The 12,809-nt window shown below is 68.4% G+C and carries 14 protein-coding genes and 1 pseudogene; 11 read left to right on the top strand and 4 right to left on the bottom strand.

Going from position 1 to position 12,809, the window contains the following annotated elements; translation table 11 throughout:
- Nucleotides 1-127: 127 nt before the first annotated feature.
- Nucleotides 128-869, top strand: a pseudogene (locus tag FHP25_RS20345) (peroxidase family protein); the annotation flags it as partial.
- A 411-nt stretch (nt 870-1,280) separates the two neighbouring features.
- On the opposite strand, the gene FHP25_RS20340 reads toward FHP25_RS20345, so the two are convergent.
- The gene (locus tag FHP25_RS20340; RefSeq protein WP_147848789.1) at nt 1,281-1,502 is read right to left on the bottom strand and encodes a hypothetical protein; all 222 of its coding nucleotides are present in this window, start codon (nt 1,500-1,502) and stop codon (nt 1,281-1,283) included.
- Between the two features lie 320 nt (nt 1,503-1,822).
- Here FHP25_RS20340 and FHP25_RS20335 point away from each other — a divergent pair, with 320 nt between their 5' ends.
- Together FHP25_RS20335 and FHP25_RS20330 are read left to right on the top strand one after the other, a co-directional pair.
- Nucleotides 1,823-2,020 (top strand): hypothetical protein, encoded by a 198-nt coding sequence (locus FHP25_RS20335; RefSeq protein ID WP_147848788.1) that lies wholly within the window; start codon nt 1,823-1,825, stop codon nt 2,018-2,020.
- A 107-nt stretch (nt 2,021-2,127) separates the two neighbouring features.
- Nucleotides 2,128-2,322 carry a hypothetical protein gene (locus tag FHP25_RS20330; RefSeq protein WP_147848787.1) on the top strand — a complete coding sequence of 65 codons (195 nt, stop codon included), beginning with the start codon at nt 2,128-2,130 and terminating at the stop codon, nt 2,320-2,322.
- A 6-nt stretch (nt 2,323-2,328) separates the two neighbouring features.
- Here the strand turns inward: FHP25_RS20330 and FHP25_RS20325 are convergent, their stop codons facing one another.
- Both FHP25_RS20325 and FHP25_RS20320 read right to left on the bottom strand, forming a co-directional pair.
- A complete protein-coding gene (locus FHP25_RS20325; RefSeq protein ID WP_147848799.1) occupies nt 2,329-3,417 on the bottom strand; it encodes an adenylate/guanylate cyclase domain-containing protein in 1,089 nt (362 codons plus the stop codon).
- Nucleotides 3,418-3,519: 102 nt separating this feature from the next.
- Nucleotides 3,520-5,451, bottom strand: a complete 1,932-nt coding sequence (locus FHP25_RS20320; RefSeq protein ID WP_178133654.1) for an AsmA family protein — start codon at nt 5,449-5,451, stop codon at nt 3,520-3,522.
- Nucleotides 5,452-5,505: 54 nt separating this feature from the next.
- Here FHP25_RS20320 and FHP25_RS40875 point away from each other — a divergent pair, with 54 nt between their 5' ends.
- The 3 genes from FHP25_RS40875 (at nt 5,506) to FHP25_RS20310 (ending at nt 7,126) form a co-directional block, all read left to right on the top strand.
- A complete protein-coding gene (locus tag FHP25_RS40875) occupies nt 5,506-5,673 on the top strand; it encodes a hypothetical protein (RefSeq protein ID WP_178133653.1) in 168 nt (55 codons plus the stop codon).
- Between the two features lie 37 nt (nt 5,674-5,710).
- Nucleotides 5,711-5,896 (top strand): hypothetical protein, encoded by a 186-nt coding sequence (locus tag FHP25_RS20315; protein ID WP_147848785.1) that lies wholly within the window; start codon nt 5,711-5,713, stop codon nt 5,894-5,896.
- Between the two features lie 321 nt (nt 5,897-6,217).
- On the top strand, nt 6,218-7,126 hold the full coding sequence (locus tag FHP25_RS20310; RefSeq protein WP_147848784.1) for a polysaccharide deacetylase family protein: 909 nt from the start codon (nt 6,218-6,220) through the stop codon (nt 7,124-7,126).
- A gap of 22 nt (nt 7,127-7,148) precedes the next feature.
- Here FHP25_RS20310 and FHP25_RS20305 read toward each other — a convergent pair whose 3' ends face one another.
- Nucleotides 7,149-7,361 (bottom strand): hypothetical protein, encoded by a 213-nt coding sequence (locus FHP25_RS20305; RefSeq protein ID WP_178133652.1) that lies wholly within the window; start codon nt 7,359-7,361, stop codon nt 7,149-7,151.
- Between the two features lie 143 nt (nt 7,362-7,504).
- Between FHP25_RS20305 and FHP25_RS20300 the strand changes: the two genes are divergently transcribed.
- The 5 genes from FHP25_RS20300 to FHP25_RS20280 all read left to right on the top strand — a co-directional run bounded on the left by FHP25_RS20300 (nt 7,505) and on the right by FHP25_RS20280 (nt 12,809).
- A complete protein-coding gene (locus tag FHP25_RS20300) occupies nt 7,505-8,422 on the top strand; it encodes an ABC transporter permease (RefSeq protein ID WP_147848782.1) in 918 nt (305 codons plus the stop codon).
- The gene (locus FHP25_RS20295) at nt 8,419-9,285 is read left to right on the top strand and encodes an ABC transporter permease (RefSeq protein WP_147848781.1); all 867 of its coding nucleotides are present in this window, start codon (nt 8,419-8,421) and stop codon (nt 9,283-9,285) included. Before FHP25_RS20300 ends, FHP25_RS20295 begins: the two co-directional genes overlap by 4 nt.
- Nucleotides 9,286-9,460: 175 nt before the next feature.
- Nucleotides 9,461-10,444, top strand: a complete 984-nt coding sequence (locus FHP25_RS20290; protein ID WP_147848780.1) for an ABC transporter ATP-binding protein — start codon at nt 9,461-9,463, stop codon at nt 10,442-10,444.
- A gap of 169 nt (nt 10,445-10,613) precedes the next feature.
- On the top strand, nt 10,614-11,570 hold the full coding sequence (locus tag FHP25_RS20285) for an ABC transporter ATP-binding protein (RefSeq protein WP_147848779.1): 957 nt from the start codon (nt 10,614-10,616) through the stop codon (nt 11,568-11,570).
- 72 nt (nt 11,571-11,642) lie between these two features.
- Nucleotides 11,643-12,809 carry an ABC transporter substrate-binding protein gene (locus FHP25_RS20280; protein WP_147848778.1) on the top strand — a complete coding sequence of 389 codons (1,167 nt, stop codon included), beginning with the start codon at nt 11,643-11,645 and terminating at the stop codon, nt 12,807-12,809.

Below are 12,809 nucleotides of genomic sequence, written 5' to 3'. Positions count from 1 at the left end.
ATCACTGCCGCCGGTGCCCTCGACCGCCAGCCCGAGCCCGCCATGTAGTGAAGACCTTTCACGAGCCGCCGTTGATTCGATTACACTTTCTGCCTTCGCTACTCGCCAGTAGGGAAAGTTGGGCTAGCTCGGCACAGTGCTGCAGAAGCTCGAAGCGATCCAGCAGGCGTTCAACGGCAGCCAGAAGGGAGGGAAGAAAGTGTCGCTTGCCGACCTGATCGTCCTCGCCGGCAACGCCACGGTCGAAAGGGCAGCGAAGGAAGCCGGGTCCGACGTGGAGGTCCCCGTCACGCCGGGCCGCATGGATGCGACGCAGGCGCAGACGGACGCGCCATCCTTCGCGCCGCTCGAGCCGCGCGCCGACGGCTTCGGCAACTACGTCGGCAGCAAGCACCAGCCCATGAGCCTCGAAGAAGCCCTGGTCGACCGGGCGCAGCTCCTGGGCCTGACGGGCCCGAAGATGGCGGCGCTGGTCGGTGGCCTGCGTGTCCTGAACGCGAATGTCGGTGACTCCAGGCACGGTGTCTTCACGAAGACCGCCGGGCCGGCTGACCAACGACTTCTTCGTCAACCTGCTCGACATGTGCACGCAATGGGGGCCGGCACCCGGCCAGCAAGGCGTGTACGAGGGGCGCGACCGCAAGACGAACGAGCTGACGTGGACGGGAACCCGGGTCGACCTGATCTTCGGTTCACACGCCCAGCTTCGGGCCTTCGCGGAGGTCTATGCCTGCGCCGATTCGCAGGAGAAGTTCGCGAAGGACTTCGTCGCGGCTTGGGCGAAGGTGATGAACGCCGATCGCTTCGACCTGGCGCCGATAGGCCACTGGCTCCTGCGAACCCAGGCGGCGCAGCAAGGGGCGACTTAGAAGAGCGTCGCCTCCCACTTCAGGGAGTGCCGGGAACCCTCCTCGGATGCTCGTCGGGATCGCTATAGGTCATTGCAAGCATTAACGGGTGCAACTCTAGGAAGGGGCGCTTCCCAGGGCGTTGGTGCTCGGGCAGGCGCGCAGATGCGGCGCCGTTGCACGAAACGGTCGACCCCGAAACGAGCCATGTACACCGAAGACGAAATTTATGGCGTCAACCTCTGAAGCACGTCCCGTTTCAACGGAAGCACCATTCGCCGTCGTCCTGAGCGAAGCGAAGGACCTTGCGGTGGAATGCCCAAAAGAATGACGGCGCTGGGGATCATCATTGCCCGTTGTGTTTGACGCAACACCGCAAGGTCCTTCGCTGCGCTCAGGACGACAAGAAGGCCGATTCCATTTGACCGGTGCTTAGACGTTCTCGATGTGGAACCCTGTCGCATGCGCGTCGCCCGTATTGCGGCCCCACCAGATGTCGGTGTCCGCGTCATAGTCATGCTTGGCGAAGCTGCGCTTGAGATGCGTCACCAGGAATTCCCTCGCGTCTTCGTTTGTCTCGAACGACTTGCCCATCTTTTCCCGCGACGTGAGCTTGTAGTGGGCATCCAGCGGCCCTTTGATGATGACGAACATGGCAGTCGGGCTCCCTGATTGTTGGACGGGCATGTCGCTGCCCGCGGGCGCATCTTCGGCGATCGCGTCGGCCGGCGCCGTCCCGCGCCGCCGTCTTGTACGGCCGCGGACGACACTACTGTGCCGACAGGACGCCGGGCATCATCCAATCGAATGATCAGGAAGAGGCCCAGGTCACGGGCTCCTGCCCAGCGATGCAGGCGGTGCCCGGCTGACCCCGGGACGAGCGACGGGACGCGCCGGATCGGCCAGCTGGACGATGACGGGGTTTGCCAGGCGGCGTAAGGATCTGCGCAGTGGCCTCGCTCAGGAGATGAACGATGCTGATCCCCAAGCTTGGAGATGATGCGGCCGCGCAGGCAGGCCTGGCGCTGGTGTGCAAGCTCATGGACGCCCTGGTCGCCAAAAGGATGGTAACGCGCGCCGAGATCGACGACATCTTCGACGCCGTGGCGGACGAGCTGTCGCAGGACCAGCGCGCGTGGGCGGAAGATCTGATCGAGATACTGAAGGCCTAGACGGGACCGCCCGATCCATCAGCGCCACGGCATGCGCCTTGGCTTCGAGATCGTCCGGCGTCATCGTTGGGTCGGCGCTGAAGCGCGTGCAAGGAAGGAGCAACGAGATGCCGCGTGAATGGAGACAGGTCGGCGACGGGCGTGAGATGACGGCGGGCGGTGTCGTCTATCGGGCTGCGCCGGGCGGCAGCAGCAAGTTTTTCCTGGCTTGGGCGGATGACAAGGTTCTGGGCCAGGCAGACACGCTCAGCGGCGCCCAGCGCCTGTGCGCGCTCGACGCCGCACAGCACGAAGCGAAATGAACCGGATCAGGTCTCCCGCAAGGTGAAGACCGCACAGGGTGCAGCAATGCCGCGCAGGGTGTGCTCGCCCAGGGAAAGCAGCGGAGTCGTCGCTTCCGCTGCCGCCGTGCCCGAGATCAGCACGCTGCGGCCCAGAGGCTTGCACAGGCCTTCGAGCCGGCTGACCAGGTTGACGGCCGAGCCGATCGCGGTGAAATCCAACCGGTCAGCCGTGCCGATATTGCCCCACAGCATTTCACCCAGGTGCAGGGCCAGGCCGAAAGGCAAAGGCGGCAGGCCCTGCCGGGCGCGCGCCCGGTCGAGATGGGCCATGCCGGCCCGGGCCGCATCGACGGCGCGCAGGGCGGCGTCGCAGGCGGCTGAAGCGGGGCGGTCACCGATCGGGAAGATCGCCAGAACCCCGTCGCCGATGAATTTCAGCACCTCGCCGCCGAAGGCGTGGACGGCACCACCGATGCGATCGAACCACGCATCGAGCGCTTCGACCACCGCCTCGGGGGCCATGGACTCCGAGAGTTCCGTGAACCCGCGCAGATCGCCGTACAGCAGGACCGCGCGGATCGTCTCGCCCGTCTCGCGGCGAAGCCGGCCGGCGAGCACCTGCGCGGCGCTGCGTCGCCCGAGATAGGCTTCGAGCAGCGCCGCGATGGTCGACCGTGAGGCCAGAACGGCAAGCGGTGCGGCGGCGAACCGCGCCGCCTGCCGCAGCAGCGCGGCCTCGCTTTCCGTGAGCCGCCTCTGGGCTGTCCAGCTCAATGCCGGACCGTCGGGCGCAGCGATGGTCTCGAGCACCACGCCGTCGCCGAACTGAGCCAGCCAGCTGCGTGCGACATTGTCCTGAGGCAGGCTCTTTCCGAATCCCGTCGGCGCCAGGGGCTCGAAGCCCAGCGCCTCGATCACCGCGCCGGTCTGCGCGCGCCACAGCCAGGTGCGGCGGGCGATGATCGGATGCGGCGCTGCGAGCGTCAGCGCGCCGGCGGCGAGCGGCAGGCCATCGGCGATCAGCTGCGCGCCGAGCGACGCCAGGAAGTCGTCCGCGCCGCGTACGTCGCCAGCTGCATCAACCAGCCAGCCGAGGGCGAACGGTAGCTGCATGCGATCGATCATGCGGTTGCCGGCGACACCTGTCACTGGCGGATGTAGTCGCGCGGGTCGATTCCGGCATCGAGAACGTACGCCGAAAGGCGACGCTGTCTTTCACGGGCTCGAGAGCAGCTGCCGCGTCATGGCCTCGCACGCGACGCTCTTGGCGTCTCCGAACACCGGCGTCGGGATCGGGACAGTGCGGCCGACCCGCATCGCGGGCTGGCGGATCTTGCCCTCGACGAGGACGGGACCGCGCACATTCAAAAGATCGAAGGATTTCGGATCAGCGTTGATCTCGACCTTCATGGCCTGGCGCTGAAGCGCGATGGCGCCGCTGACGCGCAGGACCGATTTCGGCGTGTCGAGCAATGTCCGATCGAACGTCGCAACGCCACGGGCGACATTCAGGCGCCCGAGCGCGCAGAGGACGGGGATGCGGTTGTCGCCGGCGACGGAGAGGACCAGGGCATCGAAGAGCTGCAGGCCGGCCAAGCTCACCATCAGGCTGCTGACCGAGCCGCTGGCCATCGCCGCCACGGCCTGACCGTCGGCGGCGCCCATCACCTCGGCCACGGATTTGCCGGCCCCGGCCAGGCTGATGCGCCCCTGCACCCGGCCACGGGTCGTGTCGGCGTACTTCGAGTTGCGGAAGAACATGCCCAGCTCGATGTTCGATCCGGCGAGCGCCGTCTTGATCCTGGGCGTGTCGGCTTGAGCGTCGATGACCACGTCTCCCGCGATGGCGCTGCCGTCTTCGAGCGTGAGCGTGAGCGGCTTCACCGTCGCGACGCCATTGTTGAGCAGCGTGCGGAAGGCGAGCGCCTGCACCGGCAGGTAGTCGGGGGCGATGACCCGCCTGGCGTCAAACGTGACGTCGGCATCCATGGCCCGCAGGCGCTCGAGCTTCATCGGCACGTCGGGAAAGAGGTTGCCCGCGGCGTCGAGCCGCTGCTGCGTCTGCCTCTGGCGCGGCGAGGCGCTGCCGCGGTTGGCCGGCGGCAGGCCGATCAACGGTGCCAGATCGGCCAGGACGAGCTTCTGCGATACCAGCCTGGCGGTGAGAAACCGCGGCTTGCGGCGGTCATCGACCAGCACCTCGCCGCTCACCTCGCTGTCGCCGACATTCCATTTGCTGGTGTGGAGCTTCCACAGGCCGGCCTCGCGGTCGAGCTTGCCGCTGATGCGATAGGGCGGTGACGGCAGCGCCGGGATGCCGAGCAGAGGATAAAGGTCGGCCAGGTCGGGCCCGGCGACGGCCAGGTCGACATTGGCGCCGGTCCACTTGACCGGATCCTGCAGGCTGCCCTTGAGCGTGAGCCTTGTCGCGCCGAACGCGATATCGAGATCAAGCGCGTACGGGCGAGATGACTGGCGCCGCAGCGGGCTGGAGCCGCCGGTGAACCGCACGCTAAGCGGCGCCCCGTCGAGCCTGCCCGTGAGCCGCAGATGGGCGGTCGGCTCGTCGCCCGCGGTGGCGGCCTGTGTCGTGGCGAGGGTGCCGTCGAGCTCGACCTTGCGGCTTGTGTCGCGATAGGCGATGCGGCCGTCGGTGACCTCGATCCGGCCGATCCGGGGTGTCTCGACACGGCTGCCGGGCGCCATCGCCTCGGCGATGGCCATCGTCACGGGCGTCTCGTCTCGACTCCAGTTGAGCTGGTCCTTGTCACCGATCTCGACCGCGATCTCGGGCTTGCGCAGCACCAGGCTGGGCAGGACGAGCTCGCCCCTGAGCAGGGGCCATAGCCGTATCGCGACGTCGACCTGCTCGGCCTTGAGCATGTAGGGCTGCTTGCCCCAACCGGCATTGGCGACCTCCATCCCACCCAGGCGGAGGCGGGCCGTCCAGCCCCAGTCGACCGCGACATCGGCGATCCGGGTCTTGTGGCCAATGACTGAAGCGGCGTGGTGCTCGACGTAGTCGTGGAAGGCGCCCGAGGTGACGAACAGATACATGGCCCCGGCCGCAAGGGCGGCCGAGCCGGCGACGATGCCGGCTGTCCGGACCAGGATCCGCACAAGGCGGGGCGTGAGAACCTGCACCATCCGATCGTAGCGCCTGCTCTGTCGCTCGCCCATACCCGGAGGCGATCTGCGTCCATGCCGGCCAACGGCCTCGCCGATGGTTGCTGCATCTTGGATGCATCATACGTCGTCCTGGTGGACCGGCAGGCGGCCGACCGAGCGCGGGACGCCTATGCCGAAGCCTCGGCGGGCCCGACAAAAAATGAGCCGATCTGGGAACGGATCGCCGTCGGCCTGTGTTGATCAGGCAACATCCGACAACGCGGAAAGACCGGACGCCATGTCCAGGGGCTTGCAGGCAGGGATCATCGCGACGCTGTTCGTGGCCGCAGCGCTGGTATTGCTGGGCGTGATCGTTGCCGATTGGTCGGCGAAACGTGTGGTTCAGGTCAAGGGGACCGTGGCGCCTGTCGTGGCCGGCAACGGCGACACCGCGGTTCCCAGCCCGGCCGGCCGTGCGTCCTGATACGCGCTGACGGGAAGGTCGCGGCCGTCCGCCGCCTCGCGCGCTGCGAGCGCCTCCCGCTGTTCCCGCAGGATGCCCGACAGAAGCATGCCCAGCGCAACGCCGACGTTGAGGCAGAGGATACACATCACGATCGACATGGAGCTGCTTGTTAGGCATCGCCGCTGCGATTGTCGACGCAAACAGGAACCGAAATGGACCGGAACTGCGAGAGCACGTTCCGAGCCTGCCGAAGCACCCGGTCGACGCGGCCTTGCCCGGCTTGCCAACGGCGGGCAAGCTTCGCTGCACCGCACATGGCGCGTCTCTTCGAGGCAGGTGATGGCACACGAACGCGATCTCGTCGGATACGGCGGCCGGCCGCCGGATCCGAAATGGCCCAACCGGGCCCGGCTGGCCGTCAATTTCGTGCTGAACTACGAGGAGGGCTCCGAGTACTCGGTGGCCAACGGCGACGCCTTCAGCGAGACGACGCTGACCGACGCCGGCGCTGGCCGGACGATCAAGGGACGCGACCTGGGGGCGGAATCGCTGTTCGAATACGGCAGCCGCTCGGGCTTCTGGCGCGTGCATCGCATCATGCGCGAGCGCCAGGCGCCGATGACGGTCTATGGCTGCGCCATGGCGCTCGAGCAGAACCCGGCCGCGGCGGCGGCGATCCGCGATTCGGGCTGGGACCTGGCCGGTCACGGCTGGCGCTGGATGAACCATTTCGACCTGGAGGAGGCGCAGGAGCGGGACCTGATCCGCCAGTCGATCGCGTCGTTTCAGAACATGGTCGGGCAGCGGCCCTATGGTTGGTATTGCCGCTATGCCCCCAGCACCAACACCCGGCGGCTGCTGGTGGAGGAGGGCGGCTTCCTCTACGATTCGGACTCCTACGCCGACGACCTTCCCTACTGGACGACCGTCGCCGGCAAGGCGCACCTGATCATCCCCTACACGATGTCGACCAACGACCAGATGTTCTATCGCGGCAATTTCGGCAAGGCCGAGGACTGGTTCCAGTTCATCCGCGATGCCGTCGACGTCCTCTATCGCGAGGGGCGGACCCAGCCCAAGATGCTGTCGATCGGGTTGCATGCCCGCATCATCGGCCATCCGGCCCGGGCGAGCGCGCTCGAACGCCTGCTCGACTATCTTGGCGGGTTCCCGGATATCTGGATCACGCGCCGCAAGGATATCGCCGAGCACTGGATCGCGACGCACCCGGCGCCTGACCGGCGTTGACGTCCACGTTTTGCGGCAGCTGCTACCAGGTGCAGTCGAACACGACGCTGCCGGTGTCGAGCGTCTGGGCCATCCGGGCATTCTTCCGGAACCTGGCGCAATGCCCCTGGGCCGCCAGAAGCTGCTGCTCGTCGGTGCCGAGGATCGGGGTGACGACGCCGCCCTGCGGGGTGCCGGCCGGCCGCAGGCCGCCGCACGCGGCCAGTGAAAGGGCCGCCAGCAGCAGCAACGTCATCCCACGCATCGACTTGAACTCCCCCACGATTGACCGCGCGTTCGCGCGGGCTGAATATTCCCGAGCGCCGATGGGCTTGCAAGCCCGGCGGCAGCACAATGGTCTTGCAGGCCGCGACACGGGGCCCGTAAGCTGCAGCTAGCATGCTGCGATTTCTCGTCCGGCGCCTGATTGTGGCCCTGCTGGTCGCCGCCACCGTCGTCACGCTGGCCTTCATGCTGACGCGGCTGTCGGGCGACCTTGCGATCTCGATCGCCGGCGCCAACGCCACCCAGCAGGATGTCGAGCAGGTGCGCCGCGCCTACGGGCTGGACCGGCCACTGGTGGTGCAGTTCTTCGACTGGGTGGGCCGCGCCGCGCTGGGCGATTTCGGCCAGAGCTACTTCTTCAAGCAGCGTGTGTCCGAGCTGATCGCCGAGCGCATGCCGGTGACCGTGACGCTGGGCCTGGTCGGACTGGCGATCGCTCTGGTCGTGTCCTTGCCGTTGGGGATCATCGCCGCCGTGCGCGAGAACACGGCCGTCGACCGGCTGGTGCAGCTCGTGGCCCTGATCGGCCAGGCGATGCCGAGCTTCTGGCTCGGCCTGATCCTGATGGTGACCCTGGGCCTGCGCCTGGGCTGGCTGCCGATCTCGGGCACCGGCTCATGGGAGCACTACGTGATGCCGGGCATCGTGCTCGCCTTCTCGGCCATCCCGGCGCTCACGCGGCTGACGCGCAGCGGCATGATCCAGGCGCTGGCGTCGGACTATATCCGCACGGCGCGCGCCAAGGGGCTGTCGCGGGCCTCGATCCTGCTCAAGCACGCGCTGCGCAATGCCGCCATCCCGGTGGTCGCGATCGCGGCCGTGCAGCTCGGGTTCATGCTGGGCGGCTCGATCGTGATCGAGTCGGTCTTCGCCTTGCACGGCGTCGGCTTCCTCGCCTGGGAGAGCATCGGCAAGAACGACTTCCCCGTCGTGCAGGCCGTCGTGCTGGTGCTGGCGGTGATCTATATCGGGCTGACCATGCTGGCCGATCTGATGAACGCCGTGCTCGACCCACGGCTGCGCTCGGCATGAGCGCGGCCGGCGTCGGGCCTGCCCCGCGTCGCGGCTGGCGGTCGGCCGCGACCTGGGTCGGCGCCGCCATTGTCGGCGCCGTGCTGTTCTGCGCAGTCTTCGCGCCGCTGCTGGTGCCGCACGACCCGTTCGCGCAGGACCTCAACAACCGCCTGGCGACGCCGTTCTGGATGGACGAGGGGCACGACCCGGCGCATCTGCTGGGCACCGACGGGCTGGGCCGCGATTATCTCTCGCGGCTGATCTACGGCGCGCGCATCTCGATGATGATCGGCGTGCTCACGGTGGTGACATCCGGGCTTATCGGCATCACGCTCGGCGTGCTGGGCGGCTTTGCCGGCGGCCGTGTCGACGACGCGGTGCTGTTCGCGATCACCTGCCGGCTCTCCATACCGGTCGTGCTGGTGGCGCTGGCGGTGGTCGGGCTGCTGGGCAGCAGCTTGATCCTGGTGGTGCTGACCCTGGGGCTGCTGCTGTGGGACCGCTTCGCGGTCGTGGCCCGCAGCACCACCATGCAGGTGCGCAACCTGGACTTCGTGGCGGCCGCCTGGTGCGCCGGCTGCTCGCGCTTCCACATCCTGCTGCGCGAGGTGCTGCCCAACATCGCCAGCCACCTGGTGGTCGTGGCGACACTGGAGATGGCGCTCGCCATCCTGCTCGAGGCGGCGCTGTCGTTCCTCGGGCTGGGGGTGCCGCCGCCGCTGCCCTCATGGGGCCTGATGATCGCCGAAGCCAAGGAGTACATGTTCTTCAGCCCGTGGGTGATCGTCATCCCCGGCGTGGCCCTGTTCGTGCTCGTGCTCGGCATCAACCTGCTGGGCGACGGCCTGCGTGACCTCTTCGGCACGGAGACCGAGACGTGATGCCGGCGTGGCCCCCTCATCACCTCTCCCCCAAGCGGGAGAAGTCGACGAGCGCGCAGCGCTCGGCGGGTGAGGGGCCGAGGACTCGGCGCCTCGTTTGTTATCCCTCACACTCCCATTGCGCGCTGCGCAATGGGCCCCTCCCTCTCCCGCCTGCGGGAGAGGGTTGATCGCCATGACCGCGCTGCTCGAGGTCGAAGGCTTGCGTGTGGCGTTCGGCGGCCGCATCGAGGCGGTGCGCGGCGCGTCGCTCGCGGTGGCGCGCGGCCAGACGCATTGCCTGGTGGGCGAATCGGGCTGCGGCAAGTCGGTGTCGGCGCTGGCGGTGATGAACCTGCTGGCGCGCCGTGGACGGCGCACGGCCGATCGGCTGGCGTTCGACGGCGCCGACCTGCTGGGCCTGTCGGACACGGCCATGGCGCGGCTGCGCGGCGATCGCATGGCGATGATCTTCCAGGAGCCCATGACCAGCCTCAATCCCGCCTACACGGTGGGATCACAGATGGCCGAGGTGCTGCGCCGCCATCGCAAGGTGACGCGCCGCGCGGCGCTGGATCGCGCCGCCGAGCTGCTGGGGCGCGTCGGCATCACGGCGCCCGGCATGCGGCTGGGGCAGTTCCCGCACCAGCTCTCGGGCGGCCTGCGCCAGCGCGTGATGATCGCGATGGCGCTGATGTGCGATCCCGAGCTGCTGATCGCCGACGAGCCGACGACGGCGCTGGACGTCACCGTGCAGGCGCAGATCCTGCGCCTGCTGGCGGGCCTGCAGCGTGATCTTGGGCTCGCCATCCTGCTGATCACGCACGATCTGGGTGTCGTGGCACGCGTCGCCCATCATGTCTCGGTGATGTACGCGGGTGAGGTGGTGGAAAGCGCGCCCACCGCCAGCCTCTTCGCAAATCCGCGCCATCCCTATACGAGGGGCCTGCTGGCGTGCGTGCCCGTGCCGGGCAAGGTCCGCCGCGACCAGCCGCTGGGCTCCATCCCGGGTGTCGTGCCGCGCGTCGAGCCGGGCTTTGCCGGCTGCGCCTTCCGCGACCGCTGCGCCCATGCCGATGCGACCTGCGCCGCCGCGATCCCGCGTCACGCGGCAGGCGAGGGCCACGATTTCCTTTGCCGCCTGCCGCCCGATTGGGTCCAGGCGGAGGCCGCGCCGTGAGGCCCGTGCCATCCTCATACCTTCCCCCGGAGGGGGAAGATGGCGCGCAGCGCCGGAAGGGGGATGTTCGAACCGAGCCGATGCTGTGGTCTATCATCGAAGCTGTGCGAACATCCCCCTTCCGCCCTTCGGGCACCTTCCCCCTCCGGGGGAAGGGAAGATCGTCGCCATGACCGCCGCGGCGATCGAGGCGCGCTCGGTGCGGCGTACGTTTCGCGTGCGCGGCGGCATGCTGGTGCCGGACCGCAACATCGTGGCCGTCGACGACGTGTCGTTCGAGGTGCCGGCCGGCGGCGTGCTGGGCGTCGTGGGCGAGTCGGGGTGCGGCAAGTCGACCCTGGCGCGCCTGATCCTGGGTCTGCTGCCGCCGACGGCGGGCGAGATCGTGGTCGACGGCCAGCGCGTCGCCGACATGGACCGGCGCGCCCGCGCCCGTCTCATCCAGCCGGTGTTCCAGGATCCGTTCGCCTCGCTCAACCCGCGCCGGCGCGTGCGCGACATCGTCGGCCTGCCGCTGGCGGCCCAGGGCGGCCTGTCGCGGCGCGAGATCGCCAGCCAGGTCGAAGCCATGCTCGAGCGGGTCGGCCTGGCGCGCGACATGGCCGACCGCCTGCCGACACAGCTTTCCGGCGGCCAGCGCCAGCGTGTCGCCATCGCGCGGGCGCTGGTGCTGCGGCCGCGCATCGTCGTCTGCGACGAGCCCACCAGCGCGCTCGACGTCTCGGTGCAGGCGCAGATCCTCAACCTGCTGGCCGAGCTGCGGCGCGACCTGAACCTCACCTACCTGTTCATCAGCCACAACCTCGCCGTGGTCGAGCATGTCGCGACCGAGGTGGCGGTGATGTATCTCGGCCGCATCGTGGAGCGCGCCGGCACCGAGGCGCTGTTCCGTGCGCCGCAGCATCCGTACACGCGCGCGCTGCTGGCGTCGGTGCTGACGCCGGAGCCTGGCCTCGGGGTTCCGGATGTCGGCCTGGGCGACTCCTTGCCCGATCCCGCCAACATTCCCGGCGGCTGCCGTTTCCATCCGCGTTGCCCGGTCGCCATCGACCGCTGCCGGCATGTGGCGCCGTCCTTGACGCGGCTGCCGACCGGCATCGTCGAGTGCCATCTTGTTGTTGCATAGGCGAGCGCATTGACATGGAGGGGAGCCGTCGGCCAAGGTGCGTGAAAATAAACGTTCATTGATGAGGAACGCATGACACGCATATCCTTCGGCCGGCGTCGGTTCGCTGTCGGTGCCGCAGCTGGGGTGGCCGGGCTGGCGATGCCGGCGATCGCCCAGAACGAGCCGATCAAGGTCGGCGTGATCGTGCCGCTCTCCGGGCCGGCTGGTCCCAACGGGCAGGTGGTCGCCGGCGCCGTGAAGGTGGCAGCCGAGCTGCTGAACGCCAAGGGCGGTGTGCTGGGCCGCAAGCTGGTGGTGATCGCCAAGGACGACGAGAGCACGCCGGCCGTCGGCGTCACCCGCGCCAACGAGATGGTGGCCGAGAAGGTGGCGGTGGTGATCGAGGGCTGGAACAGCCCGGTCACGCTCGCCATGCAGCCCGTGCTGGCACGCGCCGACATCCTCGACATCACCGCCGTGTCGAAAGCCGACCCGATCCTGTCCGGCCAGGGCAATCCCATGGCGGTGCGGATCAACAGCTCCAACGGTCAGGACGGCGCCGTGTGCGCCGAGATCCTGCTCAACAAGCTCGGCGCCAAGCGGATCGGCTTCCTGACCCAGAACGACGCCTACGGCAACGGCGCCCAGCAGGTGATCGAGGCCGAGCTGGCGAAGATCGGCAAGCCCTGGGAGAAGGTCGTCGTCGAGCAGTTCCCGTTCAAGCAGACGGATTTCCGCGTCAGCCTCGCCAACGTCAAGCAGGCCAAGCCCGACGCCGTGGTCGCCATCAACGCCGCCGAATCGTCGGGCATGCCGGCGCTGATCCAGCAGTACCGCCAGGCCGGCATCGAGGGCACGTTTGTCGCGGCCGTGGGCACGATCCTGCCCACCGTGTTCCGCATCGCCGGCGAGGCCACCACCGGCATCGTGTCGGCGGACATCTACTTCCCCGACCTGCCGCCGTTCGACAAGATCAAGGAGAACCTCGAGTTCGTCGAAGCGTACCGCAAGGCGCATAACGAGGCCCCCGACAAGGGCGCGGCCCTGGGCGCGGCGGCTCTGGAGGTCTGGGCCAGCGCCGCCGCGGCGGCCAAGAGCCTCGATCGCAAGACGGTGGCCGGCGCGATCCGCGGCGGCAAGGTGCCGGGCACGATCCTGGGCGACCTCAGCTTCGCCGCCAACGGCCAGGCGCAGCACAAGCACACGATCTTCAAGGTCGTTGACGGCAAGACGGCGAAGATCGAGGCCGTGACGTAG

Origin of the sequence: Vineibacter terrae (genome assembly GCF_008039615.1) — a bacterium.
In the GTDB taxonomy this organism is placed as follows: Bacteria; Pseudomonadota; Alphaproteobacteria; order Reyranellales; family Reyranellaceae; genus Vineibacter; species Vineibacter terrae.
This window is presented reverse-complemented; position numbering and strand designations above follow the sequence as displayed.

Excerpts from the sequence above, each read along its gene's own strand:
- FHP25_RS20340 (WP_147848789.1), bottom strand. The coding sequence starts at position 1,502 with ATGTTCGTCATCATCAAAGGGCCGCTGGATGCCCACTACAAGCTCACG.
- FHP25_RS20335 (WP_147848788.1), top strand. The coding sequence starts at position 1,823 with ATGCTGATCCCCAAGCTTGGAGATGATGCGGCCGCGCAGGCAGGCCTG.
- FHP25_RS20330 (WP_147848787.1), top strand. The coding sequence starts at position 2,128 with ATGCCGCGTGAATGGAGACAGGTCGGCGACGGGCGTGAGATGACGGCG.
- FHP25_RS20325 (WP_147848799.1), bottom strand. The coding sequence starts at position 3,417 with ATGCAGCTACCGTTCGCCCTCGGCTGGCTGGTTGATGCAGCTGGCGAC.
- FHP25_RS20320 (WP_178133654.1), bottom strand. The coding sequence starts at position 5,451 with ATGGTGCAGGTTCTCACGCCCCGCCTTGTGCGGATCCTGGTCCGGACA.
- FHP25_RS40875 (WP_178133653.1), top strand. The coding sequence starts at position 5,506 with ATGCCGGCCAACGGCCTCGCCGATGGTTGCTGCATCTTGGATGCATCA.
- FHP25_RS20315 (WP_147848785.1), top strand. The coding sequence starts at position 5,711 with ATGTCCAGGGGCTTGCAGGCAGGGATCATCGCGACGCTGTTCGTGGCC.
- FHP25_RS20310 (WP_147848784.1), top strand. The coding sequence starts at position 6,218 with ATGGCACACGAACGCGATCTCGTCGGATACGGCGGCCGGCCGCCGGAT.
- FHP25_RS20305 (WP_178133652.1), bottom strand. The coding sequence starts at position 7,361 with ATGACGTTGCTGCTGCTGGCGGCCCTTTCACTGGCCGCGTGCGGCGGC.
- FHP25_RS20300 (WP_147848782.1), top strand. The coding sequence starts at position 7,505 with ATGCTGCGATTTCTCGTCCGGCGCCTGATTGTGGCCCTGCTGGTCGCC.
- FHP25_RS20295 (WP_147848781.1), top strand. The coding sequence starts at position 8,419 with ATGAGCGCGGCCGGCGTCGGGCCTGCCCCGCGTCGCGGCTGGCGGTCG.
- FHP25_RS20290 (WP_147848780.1), top strand. The coding sequence starts at position 9,461 with ATGACCGCGCTGCTCGAGGTCGAAGGCTTGCGTGTGGCGTTCGGCGGC.
- FHP25_RS20285 (WP_147848779.1), top strand. The coding sequence starts at position 10,614 with ATGACCGCCGCGGCGATCGAGGCGCGCTCGGTGCGGCGTACGTTTCGC.
- FHP25_RS20280 (WP_147848778.1), top strand. The coding sequence starts at position 11,643 with ATGACACGCATATCCTTCGGCCGGCGTCGGTTCGCTGTCGGTGCCGCA.